This is a genomic window from Shinella sp. HZN7, from assembly GCF_001652565.1.
Classification (GTDB): Bacteria; Pseudomonadota; Alphaproteobacteria; order Rhizobiales; family Rhizobiaceae; genus Shinella; species Shinella granuli.
Genome location: NZ_CP015736.1, coordinates 1,824,885 through 1,845,759 on the forward strand (window position 1 = coordinate 1,824,885; position 20,875 = coordinate 1,845,759).

Consider the following 20,875-nt stretch of genomic DNA (forward strand, 5'->3'; position numbering starts at 1 on the left):
CGGTCCGGCCTTCGCAATCGAAACAAAACAGGGCCTTTCCGGCACGCGCCGGAAAGGCCCTGTTTTCTTGAAACGGAAAAGCCGGACGGGCAGGGAACGACCGTCCGGCTTTTCAATTTTGCGGGCAGCCCGGAGGAAAGGCTGCCCGCTCTGACGGCGGCATACGTGCTGCGGCAGGTCCGACGCCGGGGGCGGCGCGCCGCAGGGAGACGTTCTCAGACGCCGAAGCCGCCTGCTTGGGTTTTCAGCCTGGCCGCCTTCAGGGCTGCGCGGTCCCGTTTCAGTTCAAGGATCGTGCGCACGAAGTCGAAGGTGAAGACGGTGCTGATGAAGATCGTGAAGAAGATGGTGAGCGCGGCCATGGTGCTGTTCCGCTCAACGCAGCCACTTGCCGCGGGCGGCGATTTTCGGCGTTGCCGGGCGATCCTCTTCCCGCAGCGCATGGATGGTCGCGGCGGTAAGGGCGATGAACATGGTCATGCAGAGTAGAGCGAGGGCCATTTTCGTGTTCCTTCAAGCCTAAGGAAACGCATTACTTGTTTCACTGTATTCAGCCGGGAGAATGCGCGAGGGCGACCTTTGTTCCCGGCTCCGATGCTGCTATTTAGACATGGCCCGCCTGAAATGGTCTTGAACGGCCCGTTCATGCCGCGTTCATGTTCTTGGCAGGGGACAGTGCGGGCTGCGACGGGCCGCGCCCTTGCGGAAAGGGGCCGTCCGTGACAAAAGGCGGCAAACGGGACCCCGCCGATGACAGTCGCCTTCTACCCTGGCTCTTTCGATCCGATCACCAACGGCCATATCGACGTGCTCGTGCAGGCGCTGAACGTGGCGCCCGAGGTCATCGTCGCGATCGGCATCCATCCCGGCAAGACGCCGCTCTTCTCCTTCGAGGAGCGCGCGGACCTCATCCGCCGGTCGATCGCCGAGGCGCTGCCGGCGCGGTCAGGGGACGTCAGCGTCGTCTCCTTTTCCAATCTGGTCGTCGATGCCGCGCGCGAGCACGGTGCGCGCCTCTTGATCCGGGGCCTGCGCGACGGCACGGATCTCGACTATGAAATGCAGATGGCCGGCATGAACCGCCAGATGGCGCCCGACGTGCAGACCGTCTTCCTGCCGGCGGGCGTCGCCTCGCGGCCCATTACCGCCACATTGGTCCGCCAGATCGCGGCCATGGGCGGCGATGTCAGTGCCTTCGTTCCGGCGCCCGTCTTCACGGCGCTGAAAGCCCGCAAGACGGGCTGAGCCCATCATCCTGAACCCCTCAAGGGAGCTATCATGACCATCCTCCGTTTTGCCTTTGCAGGAGCCCTCTTCCTTGCGACCACGACGAGCGCCGTCGTTGCCCAGGCCGCCGAGTTCATCACGATCCAGCTCAAGGACGGCCCCGTCGTCGTCGAGCTGAACGATAAGGTCGCGCCCAAGCATGTCGAGCGCATCAAGGCGCTCGCCGCCGCCGGCGAATACGACAATGTCGCCTTCCACCGCGTGATCGAAGGCTTCATGGCACAGACCGGCGACGTGCAGTTCGGCGACATGGAAGACGGCTTCCAGCCGGGCGCGGCCGGCACGGGCGGTTCCAGCCAGCCGGACCTGCCGCAGGAATTCTCCGACGTGCCCTTCGAGCGCGGCACGGTCGGCATGGCCCGTTCGCAGGACCCGAACTCCGCCAATTCGCAGTTCTTCATCATGTTCGCCCCGGGCGACTTCCTGAACGGCCAGTACACGGTCGTCGGCAAGGTCGTTTCCGGCATGGAGAACGTCGACAAGATCAAGCGCGGCGACGAGGCCAATAACGGCGCGGTCACCGATCCCGACCGGATGATCAAGGTCACCGTCGGCAAGTAATCCACTTTTTGCTGTGTCGCCCGTTGCAATCGCAGAACGGCGACACACCTTTTGCGCAACATGCCTTTGAAGGAGAAAGACCATGGCCGAGATCAAGGATCCGGAAAACACCATCATCATGGAGACCACGAAGGGCAAGGTGGTCATCCAGCTGCTTCCGGATCTCGCACCGGGCCACGTCGCGCGCATCAAGGAGCTGACGCGCGAAGGCGCCTATGACGGCGTCGTGTTCCACCGCGTCATCGAGGACTTCATGGCCCAGACCGGCGACGTGCAGTACGGCAAGACCGGCGGCAAGGACTTCAACCCGGCCCGCGCCGGCATGGGCGGCTCGGAAAAGCCGGACCTCAAGGCCGAGTTCTCCAACATGAGCCATGTGCGCGGCACCTGCTCCATGGCCCGCAGCCAGATGCCGAACTCGGCCAACTCGCAGTTCTTCATCTGCTTCACCGACGCTCCCTGGCTCAACAAGCAGTATTCCGTCTGGGGCCAGGTCGTCGAAGGCATGGAAAACATCGACAAGATCAAGCGCGGCGAGCCGGTGCGCGATCCCGACACCATCGTCTCGATGAAGGTTGCCGCCGACGTGGCGGCCTGATAGAGAACCTTTCGTTTTCGACCGCGCTCGCCCCGGCGGGCGCGGTTTTTCTTTGTGCGCTTTTCAAGAGACAAGTCGATATGGCTGCTTTCCTCTGGGCGCTGCTCGGCATTGCGGCGGGCGCGTGCATCGCCATCCAGGCCCCCATCAATGCGCTGCTTGGCCGCGGGCTCGGCATGCCGGTCGCCGCCGCCTGCGTCTCGTTCTTCTCGGGCGCGCTCGTCCTCGCCCTCGTCGTCTTCGCCACCGCCGCCTTTGAGGGCCGGGCGCCGGACTGGCGCGGGCCGGATGCCTGGCTCTATTTTGCCGGCGGCGCGCTCGGCACGGTCTATGTGACGACCGCCATCTTCCTGACGCCGCGCATCGGCGCGGCCGCCGTCATGGCCTTCGCCGTTTCCGGTCAGCTCATGGCCGGCATCCTGCTCGACCGCATCGGCTTTCTCGGCATGGCCGTGCGCGAAATCTCCCTCGGCCGCATCGCGGGGGCCATGCTGCTCGTCGTCGGTGCGCTGCTGATCCGCTTGTATTGAGGCCGGGCATGCGCGTCGATCTCTTCGATTTCGATCTTCCGGAAGACAATATCGCGCTTCGTCCGGTGATGCCGCGCGAGGCGGCAAGACTGCTCGTCGTGCGCCCGGGGCAGGAGACGCCCTACGCGGACCGCACCGTCGGCGACCTGCCCTCGCTGCTCCGGCCCGGCGATGCGCTGGTCTTCAACGACACGCGCGTCATCCCCGCCCAGCTCGAAGGCATCCGCCATCGCGATGGCGCCGGTGGCCAGAAGGTGTCCGCGACGCTGCACATGCGCATCGCCGGCGACCGCTGGAAGGCCTTTGCCAGGCCCGGCAAGCGCATCAAGCGCGGCGACCGCATCACCTTCGGCGCGGCGGAGGCGCTTTCGGCGACCGTCGAGCAGAAAGGCGAGGGCGGGGAGGTCACCCTGCATTTCGACGTCTCCGGTCCCGATCTCGACCGCGCCATCGCCACCGTCGGCCATATCCCGCTGCCGCCCTACATCGCCTCCAAGCGCGAGGACGACGAGGCGGACCGCCGCGACTACCAGACGATCTACGCCCGCGAGGAGGGCGCCGTCGCGGCGCCGACGGCCGGCCTGCATTTCACAGACGCCCTCTTCGAAAAACTCGACGCGCTCGGCGTCGAACGGCATTTCGTGACGCTGCATGTCGGCGCCGGCACCTTCCTGCCCGTGAAGGCCGACGACACGACGGACCATGTCATGCACGAGGAGATCGGCCATGTCTGCGAGGCGACGGCCGCCGCGCTCAACGCCGTCAGGGCGAGGGGCGGGCGCATCGTTTCCGTCGGCACCACCTCGCTGCGCCTCCTCGAAAGCGCCGCGGACGAAGACGGCACGATCCGGCCCTGGTCCGGCGCGACGGGCATCTTCATCACGCCCGGCTACCGCTTCCGCACGGCCGACATGCTGATGACCAACTTCCACCTGCCGAAATCGACGCTCTTCATGCTCGTCTGCGCCTTTTCAGGCCTGGAGACGATGCGCGGCGCCTATGCCCATGCGATCGCCACCGGCTACCGCTTCTATTCCTACGGCGACTCCAGCCTGCTTTTCCGGAACGACCGATGACCGAAACCTTCCAGTTCAAACTGCTTGCGACCGATGGCAAGGCGCGCCGCGGCGAGGTCTCCATGCCGCGCGGCACGATCCGCACGCCGGCTTTCATGCCGGTCGGTACGGTGGGCACCGTCAAGGCGATGTATCTCGACCAGGTGCGCGACCTCGGCGCCGACATCATCCTCGGCAACACCTATCACCTGATGCTGCGCCCCGGCCCGGAGCGCGTCGCGCGCCTCGGCGGCCTGCACGAGCTCATCCGCTGGCCGCACCCGATCCTCACCGATTCGGGCGGCTTCCAGGTCATGTCGCTCGCGGGCCTGCGCAAGCTCGACGAGAAGGGCGTCACCTTCAAGAGCCATGTCGACGGCGCGCTGCACCATATGTCGCCGGAGCGCTCGATCGAGATCCAGGGCCTGCTCGACAGCGATATCCAGATGCAGCTCGACGAATGCGTGGCGCTGCCGGCCTCGCCGAAGGAAATCGAGCGCGCCATGGAAATGTCGCTGCGCTGGGCCGAGCGCTGCAAGACCGCCTTCGGCGACCAGCCGGGCAAGGCGATGTTCGGCATCGTGCAGGGCGGCGACATCCCGCATCTGCGCGTGCGCTCCGCGCAGGCGCTCGCCGAATTGAACCTCAAGGGCTACGCCATCGGCGGCCTTGCCGTCGGTGAGCCGCAGGAGGTCATGCTCGACATGATCGACACGACCGTGCCGCACATGCCGACCGAAAAGCCGCGCTACCTGATGGGTGTCGGCACGCCCGACGACATGCTGAAATCCGTCGCCCGCGGCATCGACATGTTCGACTGCGTGATGCCGACCCGCTCCGGCCGCCATGGCCTCGCCTTCACCCGCCGCGGCCGCATCAACCTGCGCAATGCGCGCCACGCCGAGGACATGCGCCCGCTCGACGAGGAATCGACCTGCCCGGCGGCGCGCGACTATTCGCGCGCCTACCTGCACCACCTCATCCGCGCCAACGAATCCCTCGGCGGCATGCTTCTGACCTGGAACAACCTCTCCTACTACCAGGACCTGATGGCCGGCATCCGCACGGCGATCGAGGAGGGGCGTTTTGCCGATTTCATGGCGGAGACGCAGGAGAACTGGGCGAGGGGCGATCTCGCCCCCCTCTGAGGGCGCTCCGGCGCGCCTCCCTGGTCAGATCTCCGGTTGGTCAGATTTCCGGCCCCGGCGCGGTGCGCACCATGTGCACGCCGTTGATCTTGTAGCTGCCGTCCGGCTGCTTCACGACCTGGTAGAGCGCCGTCCAGTCCTTGCCATCAGGCCCCGAGATCAGCACCTCCTGCACCACCGTGTCGTCCGCGACCTTGAAGCGGCCGAAGGCGAAATTGCCCGGGCGGTAGACCGGCGCGTAACCCTTCTTCACCATGTCGAAGAAGGCGTCCTCGGTCGGGAACTTCCCGCGGATGGTCGGCGAGGCGAAGGAATAGGCGGTCTTCGCGTCGTCGTTCAGGAAGGCGGTTATCTGGCTCTGGATGATGCCCTGAACCGTATCGACGGGTTCGTCCGCCCGGGCATTGGAAAGCGGGAACAGCGAAATGCAAAGGAACACGGCGGCAAGCATTTTCATGGCGCACTCTCCTTTTCGGACGAAACTAGAATAGCATGGACGTCGGAAAAGAACTGCCACGCGGCCATATGTGCCGGCCGTCGAATATTCAAGACAAAAATGTCTTTTGGAAACAGTGGTATGTCGTAAAAATCTAATAATTTGATTTAATATCACTTATTTGTGATATGCGCGCAACCCGCAGCAGCGGGTGGCGCGCAAACACCTATGACGGGACCTTCCGGAAGACGACGATCTCGGTTCCCTGATAGGTCGACCGGGCGAATTCGCGGAAGCCGTGCCGCTCGGCAAGCCGGATGGAGGCCGTGTTTTCCGGGTCGATGATGCAGGTCACCGGCAGGTCGCCGTGGTTCGCCGCCGCCCAGGGCAGCATCACATCCAGCGCCTCGCTGGCATAGCCGCGGCCGCGGAAATCCGGGAGCAGGCCCCAGCCGGCTTCCAGCGTGTTCTCGATGCTGGGCGACATCTCGCGGCGCATCTCATGGAACCCGGCTTCGCCGATGAGCCGGCCGGAGGTCTTTTCGGTGACCGCCCAGAAGCCGAAGTTCATGACGCTCCACATGCCGATCTGGCGCAGCAGGCGGGTCCACGACTGTTCGCGGGACAGCGGCACGCCACCGATATAACGCACGACCTCGGGCATGGCCCACATCGCGGTCATGGCATCGAGATCGTCCGGGCGAAAGCCGCGCAGGACGAGACGGTCGGTTTCAAGCACAGGGATATCGGGCATGGGATCGTGCGGGGTTGGACGACATGGCGAGCTGGAGCGGGTGTTCGCCTTGACGCCGAAGGCCGGGATTCGTGGCATTCTACTACGAATTGATCGGAACCGTCGATATCGCGTCAGCGAAAGGGGCGGCTATCCGCGCGGGCGGGATGCAAATGGCGTCGCGGTTCCAGCACGACGCCGTCCAATTCATGCGGGTGCAGCACCCGGAAGGAGGGCGTATTCGACCATATCCAAGTATCACATAAGATAGATTATGGAACTATACGATGCTCGCAAACGTCCCAAACCCTCTGGAAATCCGGTTTCCGCCTTGACCCTTCACCACCCGTGGCCTTAAGCGAAACGGCAGACGAAACCAACAGCGAAAGCCCGCCACGATGAGCGATTTGCGCATTCTCTCCGACGCCCATATCCCGGAACTGCCGAACCGCTACAACGGCAAGGTCCGCGAGAACTACGACCTTGCGGACGGCAGCCGCGTCATCATCGCGACGGACCGGCTCAGCGCCTTCGACGTCATCCTCACCGCCATTCCCTTCAAGGGCCAGGTTCTCACCCAGACGGCGCGCTACTGGTTCGAGGAAACCGCCGACATCTGCCCGAACCACGTCATCTCCTATCCGGACCCGAACGTCGTCATCGGCACGCGGCTCGACATCCTGCCGGTCGAGATCGTCGTGCGCGGCTATCTCGCCGGCACGACCAGCACCTCGATCCTGACGAAATACCGCAAGGGCGAGCGCGAAATGTACGGCATCACGCTGCCGGATGGCCTGAAGGACAACGAGAAGCTGCCCGAGCCGATCATCACGCCGACCAGCAAGGCCTTTGACGGCGGTCACGACGAACCGCTCTCCGGCGCAGAAATCCTTGAGCAAGGCCTGCTGACGCCCGAGCAATGGGAAACGGTGTCGCGCTATGCGCTGGCGCTCTTTGCGCGCGGACAGGCCCGTGCGGCCGAACGCGGGCTGATCCTCGTCGACACCAAATACGAATTCGGCACGGACAAGGACGGCCGCATCGTGCTGGCCGACGAGATCCACACGCCGGATTCGAGCCGCTACTGGATCGCCGACAGCTACGAGCAGAGTTTCGCCACGGGCGGCCGCCCGGCGAGCTTCGACAAGGATTTCGTGCGTGCCTGGGTCACCGAGCGCTGCGATCCCTACAAGGACCCGATCCCGGAAATCCCGCGCGAACTCGTCGAGCAGACCTCGAAGGTCTATATCCAGGCCTATGAGCAGATCACCGGCAAGACCTTCGTGCCCGACCTTTCGGGCGCGACGGTGCTGGAACGGATCCGCGAGAACCTGAAGCCCTATTTCGCCTGATCGTCCGGAAGTTCGATCTCGAAGCTGAGCCCGTCAAACGCCGGTTCCACATGGGCCGGCGTTTCCCTTTGCACCGTGTCGTAATCGAGCGGCACATGCATATGGGTCAGGATGGCGCGCGCCGGCTTCAGCCGCTCGATCCATTCCAGCGCCTGGCTGAGCGACAGGTGGCTGGAATGGAAGCGGTATTGCAGGGCATCGACGATCAGCATGTCGAGGTTTTCGAGCCGCGGGATCGTCTCGTCCGGGAAGTCGCTGATATCGCTGCAATAGGCGACGTCGCCGATGCGGAAGCCGAGGGAATGGATGGAGCCGTGCACCTGGAGGAGGGGCTGGAAGGTGATCGCGCCCCCTCGCCCGTCGATCGTCACCGGTGCATCCATCGGCTCGATCAGGTTTTCCGTCACGATGGGCGGATACATGCTGCCCGGCGGCGTCTTCAGGCAGTAGCCGAACCCCTCGCGGATGCGCTCCATCGTCACCGGATCGGCCCAGATCGGCACCTGTTTGTGGTTCTGCAGCACGAAGCCCCTGATGTCGTCGATGCCGTGGATATGGTCGGCATGGGCGTGGGTGTAGAGCACCGCGTCGATGCCTTCCACGCCCGCGGCGATCATCTGCATGCGGAAATCCGGCCCCGTGTCGATGACGACGGTCGTCCTGCCTTCCGGGCCGATCTGCTCGACGAGGAAGGCGGCGCGGGTGCGGCGGTTCTTCGGGTTGGCGGGATCGCAGGCGCCCCAGTCGCCGGTGATGCGCGGCACGCCGGGCGACGAACCGCAGCCGAGAATGGTGAAGCGCCGCGTCGTGGCCACGGCTACACCCGCGGCATCTTCGAGAAGATGCGGAAGGCGTTTTCGGTGGTGATGCGGGCGATCTCGTCCTCGCTGACGCCGACGGTCTCCGCCAGCACGGCGGCGGTGTGCGCCACATAGGCCGGCTCGTTGCGTTTTCCCCGATAGGGTTTCGGCGCAAGGTAGGGCGCGTCGGTCTCGACCAGCATGCGCTCCAGCGGCACGGTTTTCGCGATCTCCCGCAGCTCTTCCGATTTCGGGAAGGTCAGGATGCCGGAGAAGGAGACGTAGCCGCCGAGCGCCACGCCGGTGCGGGCAAGCTCCGGCCCGGAGGAAAAGCAGTGCAGCAGGAAGGGAAAGGCCCCCTTCCCCGTTTCCTCGGTCAGGATCGCCGCCATGTCCTCGTCCGCCGAGCGGCTGTGGATGACCAGCGGCAGGCCGGTTTCCCGCGCGGCGGCGATGTGGTTGCGAAGGCCGATGGCCTGCGCCTCGCGCGGTGCATTGTCGTAGAAATAGTCGAGCCCCGCCTCGCCGATCGCCACGACGCGCGGGTGCTTCGAGAGTTCGACCAGCTCCGAGACCGGAATGTCGAGCTCCTCGTCCGCATTGTGCGGATGGGTGCCGACCGAGCAGAAGACGGACGGGTATTTTTCCGCGATCGCCAGGATCGCGGGGAATTTCTTCACCCGCGTCGAGATCGTGATCATCTGCGTCACCCCGGCCGCGTGCGCGCGCGCGACGATAGCGTCGCGCTCCGCTTCGAAGTCGGGGAAATCCAGATGGCAATGGGTATCGATCAGCATTTACGCCTCGGGCGCGACGTAACGCGGGAAGACCGGGGTCGGCGCTTCCAGCGGCGTGCCGCTGACGAGACGACCGGCCTCGCCGAGCGCCGCGAAATCGCGTTTTTCGACGGGCGCGGCAACGAGATCGAGCAGCTTGCGGCCGGATTTCGGCATGAAGGGCTGCAGCAGGATCGCGATCTGCCGCACGACCTCCGCCGTGACATAAAGCACGGTGCCCATGCGGACGGGATCGGTCTTCTTCAGCGCCCAGGGCGCTTCGCCGGCGAAATAGCGGTCTGCCTCCGAGACGACGGCGATGATCGCGGCCAGCGCCTTGTGGATCTGCTGCCTGCCCATCTCCTCGCGGGTGATGGCGTGCAGCGCATCGACGGAGGCGAGCATGGCGCGGTCGGCGTCGGAGAGGTCGCCGCACTCCGGCACCTTGCCGTCGCAGTTCTTGACGATCATCGACAGCGAGCGGCTGGCGAGGTTGCCGATGCCGTTGGCGAGGTCCGAGTTGATGCGGGTCGCGATGCCTTCCTCGCTGTAGCTGCCATCCTGGCCGAAGGAGACTTCGCGCAGGAAGAAGTAGCGGATCGGGTCGAGGCCGAAATGATTGACGAGGTTGACCGGGTCGACCACGTTGCCGAGCGACTTCGACATCTTCTCGCCCTTGTTGAGCAGGAAGCCATGGGCGAAGACGCGGCCCGGCAGCGGCAGGCCGGCCGACATCAGGAAGGCCGGCCAGTAGACGGCGTGGAAGCGGATGATGTCCTTGCCGATGATGTGGATGTTGGCCGGCCAGTATTTGGCGCGCGGTCCCTCGGGATCGGTGAGGTAGCCGGTCGCGGTGATGTAGTTGGTCAGCGCGTCGACCCAGACATACATGACATGATCAGGGTCATCCGGAACCGGGATGCCCCAGTCGAAGGTGGTGCGCGAGACCGAGAGGTCCTTGAGGCCCGACTTGACGAAGGAGATCACCTCGTTGCGGCGCTCGGCCGGGCCGACGAAGTCCGGATTGTCCTCGTAATGCTTCAGCAGCCTGTCCTGGTAGGCGGAGAGGCGGAAGAAGTAGCTCTCCTCCTCCACCCATTCGACGGGCGTGCCCTGCGGGCCGTAGCGCACGCCGTCGTCGCGCATCTCCGTCTCGTTCTCCTGGTAATAGGCCTCGTCGCGCACCGAGTACCAGCCGGCATAGCCGCCCTTGTAGATGTCGCCATTGGCGGCCATGCGGCGCCAGATCTCGGCGCAGGCCTCGTAATGGCGCTCTTCCGTCGTGCGGATGAAATCATCGTTCGACGCATTAAGAAGAACAGCCATCTCCTTGAATTCTTTTGAATTCCGATCGGCGAGCTCGCGCGGCGAAATGCCTTCCTTGCGCGCCGTCTGCTGCATCTTCTGGCCATGCTCGTCCGTGCCGGTCAGGAAGAACACGTCGCGCCCGTCCAGCCGCTGGTAGCGCGCCATGGCATCCGTCGCGATCAGCTCGTAGGCATGGCCGATATGCGGCTTGCCGTTCGGATAGGAAATGGCGGTCGTGATGTAGAAGCGGGACGTGTCGGTCATGGGAGCGTTCTGTCTTCGGTTGTGCAATGCCGCAAGGTATTAGACCATGCGGGCGGCAAGGGAAACAGCAAGTTCACTTAAAGCGAGGCGCGAATGTCGTCGAGCACGGTGATGATCGTCTGCTTGCGATCGAGATTGTAGCCTTGCGCGACGGCGATGCGCTCGCCGAGCTGCGAGGAGAGCTGGGCGAGGCGGTCGGCGCGGGCGAGGTCGCCGGACAGCGCTGCGGAACGCGCGGCGTCGGTGACGAAATCGGTGGCGTGCTGGCAGAAGAAGGAGAAGACCGTGTCGCTGTCCTTCGCCGAAAGCACGTCGGCGAGCTTGTGCACGTCGCGGCGCGGCGGCTCGGCCGGGATGGCGACGATGGCGCGGAAGGCCTCCACGATGTCGAAGCCGCCATAATGGGTGAGCTTCAGCGCTTCGGAGACGCTGCCATGGGCGGCGGCAAGCACCTCCCCTGCCCGCGGGCCGGATGGCGATGCGCCCAGGCTGTCGAGGGCGGCGGCGAGATCGTCCTGCGACAACGGCGACAGCGCCAGCGGCAGGCAGCGCGAGCGGATGGTCGGCAGGAGCTTTCCGGGGGCGTGGGTCAGCACGAGGAAGAGCGAGCGCTTCGGCGGTTCTTCCAGGATCTTCAGGATGGCGTTGGCGGCGTTGCGGTTGAGGTCGTCGGCGGGGTCGATGATGACGATGCGCCAGTTGCCGGTGCCCGATGTCTGCGCCAGCAACTTTCCGGCCCTGCGCACCTCGTCGACCGTGATGAAGGCCTTCACCTTGCCGGTCTTCTCGTCGACCGGGCGGGTGAGATGCAGGAGATTGTGCGAGGCGCCGGCGGCAAGCTGCCGGGTGACCGGCGAGGCGGGCGACGGATCGGCGATCGTCTTCGGCGCCTCGGCGGGTTCCGGGTGGTGGAGAACGTGGTTGGCGAAGCGGAAGGCGAGCGTCGCCTTGCCGATGCCGTTCGGCCCCTCGATCAGGATGGCATGGTGCCCCTTGCCGGAGCGATAGGAGCGTGCAAGAAAAGCCTCCGCCTCGGCATGGCCGAAGAGTTTCGTCTGTTCGGCAGGATGCACCGCGCCGTCGAGAATGCCGGGCCGCTCCTCGCTCACGAGACGTGCTCCGGATCCTGCCGGCCATGGGCGGTGATGGGCAGCAGCGGTTCGACGAGGGCGAGCACCTGGGCGGCGATCGCCTCCGGGGCCTGCGTCGCATCCACGACGCGGCAGCGCAGCGGCTCGCGCTCGGCAATGTCGAGAAAGGCCTCGCGGCGCTTTTCGTGGGTCTCCAGCTCTTCCTTCTCGAAGCGGTCGGGCGCCGCGCTCTCGCCGGCGCCGCGCTTGCGGGCGCGCTCCAGGCCGATGGCGGCGGGCAGGTCGAAGACGATCGTGCAATCGGGCACGACGCCGTTGATGGCGACGCGCTCCAGCGCCTCGATGAAGGGCTGTTCCAGGTTGCCGGTAATGCCCTGGTAGACGCGCGAGGAATCCATGAAGCGATCGCACAGCACCACCGTGCCGGCGGCAAGCGCCGGGCGGATCACCTCTTCGACATGGTCGCTGCGCGCGGCGGCGAAGAGCACCGCCTCCATGCGGATGCCATAGGGTTCCGCGGCGCCCGAAAGCAGGACGTGACGCACCGCCTCCGCGCCCCTGGAGCCGCCCGGCTCGCGCGTCATCAGCACGGTGAGGCCGCGCGCGCGCAACGAATCGGCCAGAAGTCGGATCTGCGTCGACTTTCCGGCGCCCTCGCCGCCCTCGAACGTGACAAACAAACCCGGTGCGGCCGACAAATCCTGTTTCCGTTTTTACGCGCGATATCCGGCAGGGCCGGGATGACTCGGGACACTACTAACCCATGTTTCCGGCCGGCGAAACGCTTTTCGCCCCGCTCCGCCCCGTCAGATCCAGAAGAAGAACAGTTCGATCAGCGCATCGAGCGCGCGGGCGCGCAGCGTGCCGACGCCGACGGTGCCCGCCGTCTCCACCGGCACCTCGCGCAGGAGCTGCTTGTCGTTCCAGATCTTCAGCGTGCCGACCGCCTGCCCCGGCGTCACCGGCGCGCGCACCGGCCAGTTGTAGACGACGCGCGCAACGAGGCGCTGCGAATTGTCCTTCGGCAGGAAGACGTCGACCTGCTCGCCGGCGACCAGCGGCACCGTCGAGGCATCGCCGCCATAGACGCTGGCATCGGCGATCGCTTCGCCCTCCTTGAACAGCGTGCGGCGTTCGAAGGAGGAGAGCGCCCATTCGATGATGCGGCGGGATTCGTCGATACGCGTCTTGTCGTTTTCCATCCCGCCCATGGCGAGTACGAGATGCTTGCCGTCCCGGTTCACGGCGGCGACGATGGAGTAGCCGCCCTCCTCCGAAAACCCGGTGACGAAGCCGGTGACGCCGATATTGAGCGCCAGCAGCGGATTGCGGTTGCGCTGCCTGATCTTGTTCCACTCGAATTCCGGCTCGAGATAGTAGCCCATGTGCTGGGGATAGGTCGTCTGGAGGTGCCGGGCGAGCGCCACCATCTCGCGCATCGTCACCGTGTTGCCGGGGTTGGGCAGGCCGGTCGCGTTGGCGAAGGTCGCGTTTTCGAGGCCGAGCGCCCGCGCCTCCGTTGTCATCCGCTCGGCAAAGGCCGTCTCCGAGCCGGCAAGGCCTTCGGCGAGGATGATGCAGGCATCGTTGGCGAACTGCACCGTGACGCCGCGGATGAGGTCTTCCACGCGCGGCGTCGATTTCAGGGCGGCGAACATGGTGGAGGTGCGCGACGGCGCGCCGCCCGTGCGCCAGGCATGTTCGGTGACGGGATAGGTCGTGTCGAGCGTCGTCTCGCCGGCCGCGAGCGCCTTGAAGACGCTCGCCATGGTCATCAGCTTGGCGAGCGAGGCGGCCGGCACCGCCTCGTCTTCGGCGCGTGCGAACAGCACCGTGCCGGTTTCCGCCTCGATGAGGTAGACCTGCTTCGCCTTGACGTCAAAACCGGCCTGCGGCGCGGCCGACTGGGCAAACGCAAGGCTCGCGACGGACAGGAGGAGAACAAGGGCGGCGAAAAGGCGGCGATGCATGGCGACTCCGGATGTCGTCACACTCCCACAGCCGCCTGCCGAGCGCAAACGGCTTCGGGAACGCGGGCGATCAGCCCGCGTTGTCGGCAAGCGCCGAGAGCGGCGTCAGCTTGCCGTCGATCGTCAGGATGGCATCGAAGGCGCCGGCGGCATCCCGCACGCGCTCGTCCGCATAGGCTGCGGCATAGCTCGGATCGGCGGAAAGCTGCGGCACGAAATTCGGCCGCTCGATGGGCAGCGGGCCGATGTCAGGCAGCATGACGAACTGCTCCATGACCTGGAAGGCGTCGCTTGCCGGCGCTGTCTTGGCAAGGGCCGTCATCGTGCTTTCGGCGGGAACCCTGAGGATGCCCTCGCCCTGGCCGACGCCCGGCAGCATGCTGTTGTCGGCCGAGGCCACCATGACGCCCGTGGCGATCTGGCCGCCCGGATCGACCGCCGGAACGCGCGAGCCCTTGGTGACGTAGGACGCCATGAGATAGGGCATGTCGTTGCCCTCGAGCGGCGCCTTGCCGACATATTGAACGCGCACCTTGGCCGTGCCGGTACGCTTCATGTCGAGCAGGTCGGCCGTCTTGGAGGAAACGTCGATCACCCGGCCCTCATGATAGGGGCCGCGATCGTTGACGCGCACCACGACGGAGGTGCCGTTCTCCAGATTGGTGACGCGCGCGTAGCTCGGCAGCGGGAAGGTCGGATGCGCGGCGGAGAGATGATACTTGTCGTAGACCTCGCCATTCGCCGTCTTGCGGCCATGGAAGGCGGAACCGTACCAGGAGGCAAGGCCGGTCTTGTTGTAGCCCGGCTCTTCCTTCGGCTGATACCACTTGCCGCGAACCTGGTAGGCCTTGCCGACCTGGTAACGGCCGCCGCCCTTGGGCACGGGCTGGCCTTCCTCGACGACGCGCGGGCTGGCCTTCACACCGTATTCGGCCTCGGAGAAGTATTCCTTGCTGCGCACCTTCTTCTTGGGCGCCGGCGTGGTCGTCGCACAGGCGGCAAGACCCGCGCAGACCAGCGGAATAGTCAACAACCGCAGGCTCGTGCCGAACCGGGTCGCAATGATCTTCGATTTTTTATGTCCCACGCCGCTATTGTCCCCGACGGTGCGCCAGCCAACTGCCTTGCCCCTGCAAGTCGGCCGTCAATGCCACTCAGTAAATAACAGTCCGTTAATCATGCCAATAAGATGGCAAAATTGCGAATGGATGGGAACCCCGCCGCAAGCTTCCATGATTCATGGTTTATGTCCGGTTAATCCGGGGCCGACCCGCCCATCGTCTTCGGTCTCAGGAGGCCTGGACCTGCAGCACGTCGAAGAGTTGCTCAGGGTCGCGCACGCCGTGTCTATAGAGGGTGATGATCGACCGGGCCAGCGACCGGGCGCGGTCTTCGTCGAGACTGGGGGTTTTTGCCGCCGCCAATCGGGTGAAGACGCCTTGCAGGACGACAAGGTCCTGAGGCTCGAACATGCCGATATGCGTGGGGTCTCGAAGCACGTCCATGGCTGCCTCCCCTGTTCCGCATCCAGCCGGCAGGATTTCTGTCGGGTGCGCCGAGAAGTCTAGGTGCAGAATGCGTCAGCAACAAGTCGGGAAATCTTGCAGGATTGCGCCCCGGCGCCGGACGGATCTGATGCACCGGATCGCCGATCTCAACCAAAAATTAACCCTGTTCACAGAGGCTCCGCACAGGGTCGAGGCGGCGGAAGAAGCCGATTCCGGCCAGACCATCGAAGGCGGAAGAGATGACAGCGGCAGCGACCGGCAATGACGAACATGTCCCCCTCATCTCCCATCGCCTTCTGACGCGCCTGACGATCGGCGTCGCCGTGCTGGCGAGCCTGACGGTCGCGATCAGCGTCGCCGGCCGCGTTCTCGGTGAACGCATCGCGCTGGCGGGGCACACGGAGAATGCCGCACTCGTCGACATCGTCATCGGCCAGGACCAGATCCGCCTTCCCGCCAACACGATCCGCTTCGAGGAGCAGCGCCAGACGGGCCGCGCGGACCGGGTCGACCTCTATCTCACCTGGCCGGAAATGCGGGGCTATTCGAATGCCCAGCGCAGCCGTTTCAACGATGCCAGCCGCCCGGAAAGCCTGGTCTTCCTCAATCTTTCGCAAAGCACCATGTCGAAGGACATGTCCGGCCGGCTGGAGCCGATCTACGGCCATCTCTTCGCCGGCACGTTCGAGCCCGGCCCGGCCGGCCTCGTCCTGCGGCGCCTGAAGGAGAACTCCGGTTATGGCGACGAGGTGTTCTTCACGGGCCGCCTGCCCGACGGTTCCGACTATGCGGTGCGCTGCATGATCCCGGCCGAGGAGGCGCAGTCGACCAGCGCCGATTGCCAGCGCGATATCCACATCGGCGAGGACCTTTCCGTGCTTTATCGTTTTTCGAGCAGACTTTTGCCGCAGTGGCAGGCCATGGAGGCGCGCATTCGCGACTATCTCGGCCGGTCGCTGATCCGCAACGGCCGCCCCTCGTCCACCGGCCCCGGCCAATAAAACACCGCCAATCTCAGAAACCAATGATTCATCATAAACCGATTGGTAACGCTATCCCGCTACTGTCCCGGAAATGGTCGATCCGGCAGGTCACGCCCGGACAACATGTGCAATCCGAGAATGAAGAGTAACGTAGTGTCCCGTTCCGTATTCCTCGATTTCCTCCCCCGCTCCTGCCAGGCATTTGCCATTGCGGCGAAAGGTCTGGTGATGATCGGAATGGTCGCCACCGTCGCCGTCGCCACACCGGCAGAAGCCAATCCGAAATATTCCGGCATCGTCATCGACGCCAAGACGGGCAAGGTGCTCTACAGCGAGGATGCGGACGCGCTGCGTTATCCCGCATCGCTCACCAAGATGATGACGCTGTACCTCACCTTCGAGGCGCTGGAGGCCGGGAAGATCCGCCTCGACACCCGCGTCCCCTTCTCCAAGAACGCCGCGAGCGAGCCGCCGACGAAGCTCGGTGTCGGCGCCGGCAATTCGATCACCGTCGAACAGGCGATGCTCGGCCTCATCACCCGCTCGGCGAACGACGCCTCCACGGCGCTCGCCGAATTCCTCGGCGGTTCGGAAGAGCGCTTCGCCCGCATGATGACGCAGAAGGCGCGCGCGCTCGGCATGACGCGCACCGTCTACCGCAACGCCAACGGCCTTCCCAATACGGCGCAGGTGACCACCGCCCGTGACCAGGCCCGCCTCGGCATCGCGCTGCGCCAGCATTTCCCGCAATATTACGATTATTTCTCGGTCCGCAGCTTCCGCTTCGGCAAGCAGACCATCAACGGCCACAACCGGCTGCTCGGCACCGTGCGCGGCGTCGACGGCATCAAGACCGGCTATACCCGCGCTTCCGGCTACAACCTCGTGACCTCGGCCGTGGCCGACGGGCGCAGCGTCGTCGGCGTCGTCATCGGCGGCCGCTCGGGTGCGGCCCGCGACCAGCAGATGCGCAAGCTGATCGCCACCTACATGCCGAAGGCCTCGCGCCGCGGCAGCGGCGACCTGATCGCCGAAACCAAGGATGCGCCGACGTTGACCGCCGAAGTCGCCAGCAAGGCGACGACCGCATCGGTTTCCGGTAGCCTCGACCTGCCGGAGAACGGCCCGATCCCGACCTATCGCTACAACGAGGCCCGCATCGAGACGGCCTATGCCGCAACGTCGAGCTCGGAAGTCGTCGGCAAGCGTGCGCTCGCCGCAACGCTGAAGATCCAGCGCGACGCCGCCGTGCCGCCGGCGGACCTGACGGAACAGGGCGATACGGGCGGCTCGCTCGACGAGCTGACCACCTCCTCCACCGTCGTCTCGAATGCCGTGCCCTCCGGCTGGGTCATCCAGATCGGCGCGACGCCCGACAAGGGCCAGGCACAGGATCTGCTTGCCAAGGCGAAGAGCCAGGGTGGCAAGGCGCTTTCCAGCGCACAGCCTTTCACCGTCGCCGTCAACAGCGGCAGCCAGCAGCTGTTCCGCGCCCGCTTCGGCGGCTTCGACAACCAGAACGGCGCAACGGCAGCCTGCAACGCGCTGAAGCGCAAGGGTTTCGCCTGCTGGGCCAGCCAGCAGTAAGAACGACCGGACGCGCCGGCGGTTCGGCGCGCTCCCTCAACTACCGCCTTGCCCCAGCAACGTCACCGGACAGGTAGTGCGTCCCGGGACTGCGGAGCAAGGCAGGCGGAATGCCGCGAAAGCGGCTCTGCCATCCTCGATTGGGTAATGCGTACGAGGCAGATCATGGCGATGAACGAGAACCTGTTCGATGTCCCTCCCGCGGCCAGCGCGGAAAAGCGCAGGTCGCTGAAGGGCACGCTCCATCCGCTGCACGAGGCGGCGATGCGGATCGCGGATATCGGGCTCGGCCGTTCGCGCAACAGGACGAAGGATCTCGTCGGCATGCTGCTCGCCCACGGCGCCAGGGCCTGGCGCTCGGGCCAGCCGGCCGCCGGGATCCATCTCCATGTCGGCGTCAGCGAACGCCGCCATCCGGTTCGCCTGCGCCTGCGCTGAGCGCGGGATTCTTCAGAGCAGGCCGAGTTCGGCGAGTTCCCGCCGCAATTCCAGCGGCAGGTCGGCCGTCCCGTCACCCATGTTCTTCAGGTCGCGCGGCGCGTCGTCGTCCGTCAGGTAGCGCCAGCCCTGGAAGGCGCGGCGCGGCTGCAGCTCGGTCTCGACGACCTCCGGCCCGAGCACCAGCTCGCAGCGCGAAATGCCGTCGGCATCCGTGAAGGTCTTGATGTCGAGCAGGCGCTGGCGCGCCTGCACCTGGCCCTTGATCACCCAATAGAGCGAGCCGCCGTCGAGCAGGTCCTGCTCGCGCTTGGGCACCATGCGGGTGATGTGGCTCGAATGCGGTTCCATGCCCGCCGCGATCGCGATCAGCGAGCGTTCGGACACCCATTCGCGCAGGTCCTCGATCGAGTCCGCGCCGACACAGAGTTTGATGAGATGCAGGGCCATGCCCCTTTGAACGCTCTTGCGGCGGCCCGGTCAAGGGGCCGCCGTGTCGCACTCCACAGCGTTCGCGGCGAAAGCCTCAGCACTCCACCACATTGACGGCAAGACCGCCGGTGGAGGTTTCCTTGTACTTCTCGTTCATGTCGACGCCCGTCTGGCGCATCGTCTCGATGCAGGCGTCGAGCGGCACAAAATGCACGCCGTCGCCCTTGAGCGCGAGCGAGGCGGCCGTCACGGCCTTCACCGCGCCGAGCGCGTTGCGCTCGATGCAGGGCACCTGCACGAGGCCGGCAATGGGATCGCAGGTCATGCCGAGATGGTGTTCCAGCGCGATTTCCGCGGCATTCTCCACCTGCTCCGGCGTGCCGCCCATCACGGCGGCAAGGCCGGCGGCGGCCATGGCGGAGGCGGAGCCCACCTCCCCCTGACAGCCGACTTCCGCGCCCGAGATCGAGGCATTGTGCTTGATGATGCCGCCGACGGCGGCCGCCGTCAGCAGGTAGTCGCGAATGCCGTCCTGGTCGGCATCCTCATGGAAATGCAGGTAGTAGCGGATCGTCGCGGGCACCACGCCGGCCGCGCCGTTGGTCGGCGAGGTGACGACGCGCCCGCCCGCCGCATTCTCCTCGTTGACCGCCATGGCATAGACGGAAAGCCAGTCGTTGGCGAGCAGCGGGTTCGCCTTGTTGGAGCGCCACTCCTCCTGCAGCTTGTCATGGATCGAGCGGGCGCGGCGGCGCACCTTCAGCCCGCCCGGCATGATGCCCTCGTTCTTGAGGCCGCGGTCGATGCAGCTCTTCATCGCGCCCCAGATGCGGTCGAGGCCGGCATCCAGCTCCTCGCGCGACATGGTGGCTTCCTCGTTGGCGCGCTTCATCTGGGCGATCGTCATGCCGGAGCGTTCCGCCATATCCAGCATCTGCCTGGCCGAGGCGAAGGGGAACGGCACCTTCTTGTCGCTGGAGCGCGCCTTGCTGGCGCGCATCTGTTCCAGTTCGGTGTCGGTGACGACGAAGCCGCCGCCGACGGAATAGTAGATGCGCTTGAGGAGCAGCCGGTCGTCGCGGTCATAGGCCGAGAAGGTCATGCCGTTGGCATGGCCGGGCAGCGGGTTCTTCTTGTCGAAGATCAGGTCGTCCTTCGGCCGGAAGGCATAGCCGGGATGGCCCGGCGGGGTGATGCGGCCGGTGCGCTCCACCTCGGCGACGATCGCGTCCATGCGGTCCGGATCGACCGAATCGGGCCGCTCGCCCATCAGGCCGAGGATGACGGCGCGGTCGGAACCGTGGCCGACGCCGGTATAGGCGAGCGAACCGTGCAGGCTCATGCGGATCGCCGTGACCTGCGCGCCCGACGGGCGCGGCCAGTCGGCGGAGAGGATCAGGTCGAGAAAGCGGTTGGCGGCCGACATCGGTCCCATCGTGTGGGAGCTCGACGGCCCGATCCCGATCTTGAAAACATCGAATACCGAAAGAAACATGTCCCGAACTTCTCCCTTGCCTTGGCAGGCGCACTGATCCCTGAAGCTACGTCATCATGCGGCGCACTTAAGGCGATCTCCCGACATCGGGTTTTACCTGCGCGACATGTCCCTTCCAACAGGCCACGAAACAAAAACAGCGTGCTTCGCGGGGAAGCACGCTGTTCATGTAAGGATGCCAGACCGGTGTTTTCAGATGCCGCCGAAAAGATAGGCGATGACCAGAACTGCGCAAAAACCGAGGACTGCGCGGGCGGTGACGCCCCAGCAGGATTTCTGAACGGTACTTTCCATGATTTCCCCGATTGGAAGATGTCGTTGCAACGGCCGCGACGGCCCTGCACGGCGCCCTGTTTAATGAAGAATTCATGAAACCGCAATCGCGAAAGATGGCGAAACCAAGGCGTCCTGATCATAGGAGCCCCGCGCCAGGCGCATGACATATCGCAAAATCAGACGGTTGGACGGCACGGCCGCGGCGGCGGATTGCCGCCTTTTCGCCCAAGGTCTGAACAGGCCCGTG

General features: G+C 65.3%; 25 protein-coding genes. 11 read left to right on the forward strand and 14 right to left on the reverse strand.

Going from position 1 to position 20,875, the window contains the following annotated elements; all coding sequences use genetic code 11:
• Window positions 1–215: 215 nt before the first annotated feature.
• Both shn_RS36365 and shn_RS37420 read right to left on the reverse strand, forming a co-directional pair.
• Window positions 216–362 (reverse strand): hypothetical protein, encoded by a 147-nt coding sequence (locus tag shn_RS36365; RefSeq protein WP_162853123.1) that lies wholly within the window; start codon window positions 360–362, stop codon window positions 216–218.
• 13 nt (window positions 363–375) lie between these two features.
• Entirely contained in the window at window positions 376–501 is a 126-nt protein-coding gene (locus tag shn_RS37420) for a hypothetical protein (protein ID WP_256388514.1), read from the reverse strand.
• Window positions 502–750: 249 nt separating this feature from the next.
• Here shn_RS37420 and coaD point away from each other — a divergent pair, with 249 nt between their 5' ends.
• The 6 genes from coaD to tgt all read left to right on the forward strand — a co-directional run bounded on the left by coaD (window position 751) and on the right by tgt (window position 5,179).
• Window positions 751–1,245 carry a pantetheine-phosphate adenylyltransferase gene (gene coaD / locus shn_RS08815; protein WP_064330058.1) on the forward strand — a complete coding sequence of 165 codons (495 nt, stop codon included), beginning with the start codon at window positions 751–753 and terminating at the stop codon, window positions 1,243–1,245.
• Between the two features lie 33 nt (window positions 1,246–1,278).
• On the forward strand, window positions 1,279–1,848 hold the full coding sequence (locus shn_RS08820; protein WP_064330059.1) for a peptidylprolyl isomerase: 570 nt from the start codon (window positions 1,279–1,281) through the stop codon (window positions 1,846–1,848).
• A gap of 82 nt (window positions 1,849–1,930) precedes the next feature.
• Entirely contained in the window at window positions 1,931–2,446 is a 516-nt protein-coding gene (locus tag shn_RS08825; protein WP_064330060.1) for a peptidylprolyl isomerase, read from the forward strand.
• Window positions 2,447–2,526: 80 nt separating this feature from the next.
• Entirely contained in the window at window positions 2,527–2,976 is a 450-nt protein-coding gene (locus shn_RS08830; protein WP_064330061.1) for a DMT family transporter, read from the forward strand.
• An 8-nt stretch (window positions 2,977–2,984) separates the two neighbouring features.
• The gene (queA, locus tag shn_RS08835; protein ID WP_064330062.1) at window positions 2,985–4,052 is read left to right on the forward strand and encodes a tRNA preQ1(34) S-adenosylmethionine ribosyltransferase-isomerase QueA; all 1,068 of its coding nucleotides are present in this window, start codon (window positions 2,985–2,987) and stop codon (window positions 4,050–4,052) included.
• Window positions 4,049–5,179, forward strand: a complete 1,131-nt coding sequence (tgt, locus tag shn_RS08840; RefSeq protein ID WP_064330063.1) for a tRNA guanosine(34) transglycosylase Tgt — start codon at window positions 4,049–4,051, stop codon at window positions 5,177–5,179. Before queA ends, tgt begins: the two co-directional genes overlap by 4 nt.
• Before the next feature lie 40 nt (window positions 5,180–5,219).
• Here tgt and shn_RS08845 read toward each other — a convergent pair whose 3' ends face one another.
• Window positions 5,220–5,636: a DUF4864 domain-containing protein gene (locus shn_RS08845; RefSeq protein ID WP_064330064.1), complete on the reverse strand. Its 417-nt coding sequence runs from the start codon at window positions 5,634–5,636 to the stop codon at window positions 5,220–5,222.
• 205 nt (window positions 5,637–5,841) lie between these two features.
• Window positions 5,842–6,369 carry a GNAT family N-acetyltransferase gene (locus shn_RS08850; RefSeq protein WP_064330065.1) on the reverse strand — a complete coding sequence of 176 codons (528 nt, stop codon included), beginning with the start codon at window positions 6,367–6,369 and terminating at the stop codon, window positions 5,842–5,844.
• A gap of 386 nt (window positions 6,370–6,755) precedes the next feature.
• Here shn_RS08850 and shn_RS08855 point away from each other — a divergent pair, with 386 nt between their 5' ends.
• Entirely contained in the window at window positions 6,756–7,700 is a 945-nt protein-coding gene (locus shn_RS08855) for a phosphoribosylaminoimidazolesuccinocarboxamide synthase (protein ID WP_064332504.1), read from the forward strand.
• Here shn_RS08855 and shn_RS08860 read toward each other — a convergent pair.
• The 8 genes from shn_RS08860 to shn_RS08895 all read right to left on the reverse strand — a co-directional run bounded on the left by shn_RS08860 (window position 7,688) and on the right by shn_RS08895 (window position 15,414).
• Entirely contained in the window at window positions 7,688–8,515 is an 828-nt protein-coding gene (locus shn_RS08860) for an MBL fold metallo-hydrolase (RefSeq protein WP_064330066.1), read from the reverse strand. The two genes, shn_RS08855 and shn_RS08860, sit on opposite strands and share 13 nt — an antisense overlap.
• Before the next feature lie 2 nt (window positions 8,516–8,517).
• Window positions 8,518–9,297, reverse strand: a complete 780-nt coding sequence (locus tag shn_RS08865; RefSeq protein ID WP_064330067.1) for a TatD family hydrolase — start codon at window positions 9,295–9,297, stop codon at window positions 8,518–8,520.
• A complete protein-coding gene (gene metG, locus shn_RS08870) occupies window positions 9,298–10,848 on the reverse strand; it encodes a methionine--tRNA ligase (protein ID WP_064330068.1) in 1,551 nt (516 codons plus the stop codon).
• A 77-nt stretch (window positions 10,849–10,925) separates the two neighbouring features.
• Complete coding sequence (locus shn_RS08875; protein ID WP_064330069.1) at window positions 10,926–11,957, reverse strand: DNA polymerase III subunit delta'; 1,032 nt, start codon at window positions 11,955–11,957, stop codon at window positions 10,926–10,928.
• Window positions 11,954–12,637, reverse strand: coding sequence for a dTMP kinase (gene tmk, locus shn_RS08880; protein ID WP_084437870.1), 684 nt, complete (start codon window positions 12,635–12,637; stop codon window positions 11,954–11,956). The genes shn_RS08875 and tmk overlap by 4 nt, the downstream gene beginning before the upstream one ends.
• A gap of 108 nt (window positions 12,638–12,745) precedes the next feature.
• Complete coding sequence (locus tag shn_RS08885; RefSeq protein ID WP_064330071.1) at window positions 12,746–13,909, reverse strand: D-alanyl-D-alanine carboxypeptidase family protein; 1,164 nt, start codon at window positions 13,907–13,909, stop codon at window positions 12,746–12,748.
• 70 nt (window positions 13,910–13,979) lie between these two features.
• On the reverse strand, window positions 13,980–14,996 hold the full coding sequence (locus tag shn_RS37520; protein WP_281048270.1) for a septal ring lytic transglycosylase RlpA family protein: 1,017 nt from the start codon (window positions 14,994–14,996) through the stop codon (window positions 13,980–13,982).
• 202 nt (window positions 14,997–15,198) lie between these two features.
• Window positions 15,199–15,414, reverse strand: coding sequence for a hypothetical protein (locus tag shn_RS08895; protein WP_064330072.1), 216 nt, complete (start codon window positions 15,412–15,414; stop codon window positions 15,199–15,201).
• A 130-nt stretch (window positions 15,415–15,544) separates the two neighbouring features.
• Between shn_RS08895 and shn_RS36370 the strand changes: the two genes are divergently transcribed.
• The 4 genes from shn_RS36370 to shn_RS08910 all read left to right on the forward strand — a co-directional run bounded on the left by shn_RS36370 (window position 15,545) and on the right by shn_RS08910 (window position 18,425).
• Window positions 15,545–15,682, forward strand: a complete 138-nt coding sequence (locus shn_RS36370) for a hypothetical protein (protein WP_168168900.1) — start codon at window positions 15,545–15,547, stop codon at window positions 15,680–15,682.
• Window positions 15,657–16,418, forward strand: coding sequence for a hypothetical protein (locus tag shn_RS08900; RefSeq protein WP_064330073.1), 762 nt, complete (start codon window positions 15,657–15,659; stop codon window positions 16,416–16,418). The genes shn_RS36370 and shn_RS08900 overlap by 26 nt, the downstream gene beginning before the upstream one ends.
• A gap of 120 nt (window positions 16,419–16,538) precedes the next feature.
• Window positions 16,539–17,987, forward strand: a complete 1,449-nt coding sequence (locus shn_RS08905; RefSeq protein ID WP_084437872.1) for a D-alanyl-D-alanine carboxypeptidase — start codon at window positions 16,539–16,541, stop codon at window positions 17,985–17,987.
• A 165-nt stretch (window positions 17,988–18,152) separates the two neighbouring features.
• Complete coding sequence (locus shn_RS08910; RefSeq protein WP_064332506.1) at window positions 18,153–18,425, forward strand: hypothetical protein; 273 nt, start codon at window positions 18,153–18,155, stop codon at window positions 18,423–18,425.
• Between the two features lie 12 nt (window positions 18,426–18,437).
• On the opposite strand, the gene shn_RS08915 is transcribed toward shn_RS08910, so the two are convergent.
• On the reverse strand, window positions 18,438–18,875 hold the full coding sequence (locus shn_RS08915) for a DUF1489 family protein (RefSeq protein ID WP_064330075.1): 438 nt from the start codon (window positions 18,873–18,875) through the stop codon (window positions 18,438–18,440).
• A gap of 76 nt (window positions 18,876–18,951) precedes the next feature.
• A complete protein-coding gene (locus shn_RS08920) occupies window positions 18,952–20,352 on the reverse strand; it encodes an L-serine ammonia-lyase (RefSeq protein WP_064330076.1) in 1,401 nt (466 codons plus the stop codon).
• Window positions 20,353–20,875 lie beyond the last annotated feature (523 nt).

Bases quoted from the DNA above. Each gene is read 5' to 3' on its own strand.
- shn_RS36365 (WP_162853123.1), bottom strand. From the start codon at position 362: ATGGCCGCGCTCACCATCTTCTTCACGATCTTCATCAGCACCGTCTTC.
- shn_RS37420 (WP_256388514.1), bottom strand. From the start codon at position 501: ATGGCCCTCGCTCTACTCTGCATGACCATGTTCATCGCCCTTACCGCC.
- coaD (WP_064330058.1), top strand. From the start codon at position 751: ATGACAGTCGCCTTCTACCCTGGCTCTTTCGATCCGATCACCAACGGC.
- shn_RS08820 (WP_064330059.1), top strand. From the start codon at position 1,279: ATGACCATCCTCCGTTTTGCCTTTGCAGGAGCCCTCTTCCTTGCGACC.
- shn_RS08825 (WP_064330060.1), top strand. From the start codon at position 1,931: ATGGCCGAGATCAAGGATCCGGAAAACACCATCATCATGGAGACCACG.
- shn_RS08830 (WP_064330061.1), top strand. From the start codon at position 2,527: ATGGCTGCTTTCCTCTGGGCGCTGCTCGGCATTGCGGCGGGCGCGTGC.
- queA (WP_064330062.1), top strand. From the start codon at position 2,985: ATGCGCGTCGATCTCTTCGATTTCGATCTTCCGGAAGACAATATCGCG.
- tgt (WP_064330063.1), top strand. From the start codon at position 4,049: ATGACCGAAACCTTCCAGTTCAAACTGCTTGCGACCGATGGCAAGGCG.
- shn_RS08845 (WP_064330064.1), bottom strand. From the start codon at position 5,636: ATGAAAATGCTTGCCGCCGTGTTCCTTTGCATTTCGCTGTTCCCGCTT.
- shn_RS08850 (WP_064330065.1), bottom strand. From the start codon at position 6,369: ATGCCCGATATCCCTGTGCTTGAAACCGACCGTCTCGTCCTGCGCGGC.
- shn_RS08865 (WP_064330067.1), bottom strand. From the start codon at position 9,297: ATGCTGATCGATACCCATTGCCATCTGGATTTCCCCGACTTCGAAGCG.
- metG (WP_064330068.1), bottom strand. From the start codon at position 10,848: ATGACCGACACGTCCCGCTTCTACATCACGACCGCCATTTCCTATCCG.
- shn_RS08885 (WP_064330071.1), bottom strand. From the start codon at position 13,909: ATGCATCGCCGCCTTTTCGCCGCCCTTGTTCTCCTCCTGTCCGTCGCG.
- shn_RS08895 (WP_064330072.1), bottom strand. From the start codon at position 15,414: ATGGACGTGCTTCGAGACCCCACGCATATCGGCATGTTCGAGCCTCAG.
- shn_RS36370 (WP_168168900.1), top strand. From the start codon at position 15,545: ATGCACCGGATCGCCGATCTCAACCAAAAATTAACCCTGTTCACAGAG.
- shn_RS08900 (WP_064330073.1), top strand. From the start codon at position 15,657: ATGACAGCGGCAGCGACCGGCAATGACGAACATGTCCCCCTCATCTCC.
- shn_RS08905 (WP_084437872.1), top strand. From the start codon at position 16,539: ATGAAGAGTAACGTAGTGTCCCGTTCCGTATTCCTCGATTTCCTCCCC.
- shn_RS08910 (WP_064332506.1), top strand. From the start codon at position 18,153: ATGGCGATGAACGAGAACCTGTTCGATGTCCCTCCCGCGGCCAGCGCG.
- shn_RS08915 (WP_064330075.1), bottom strand. From the start codon at position 18,875: ATGGCCCTGCATCTCATCAAACTCTGTGTCGGCGCGGACTCGATCGAG.
- shn_RS08920 (WP_064330076.1), bottom strand. From the start codon at position 20,352: ATGTTTCTTTCGGTATTCGATGTTTTCAAGATCGGGATCGGGCCGTCG.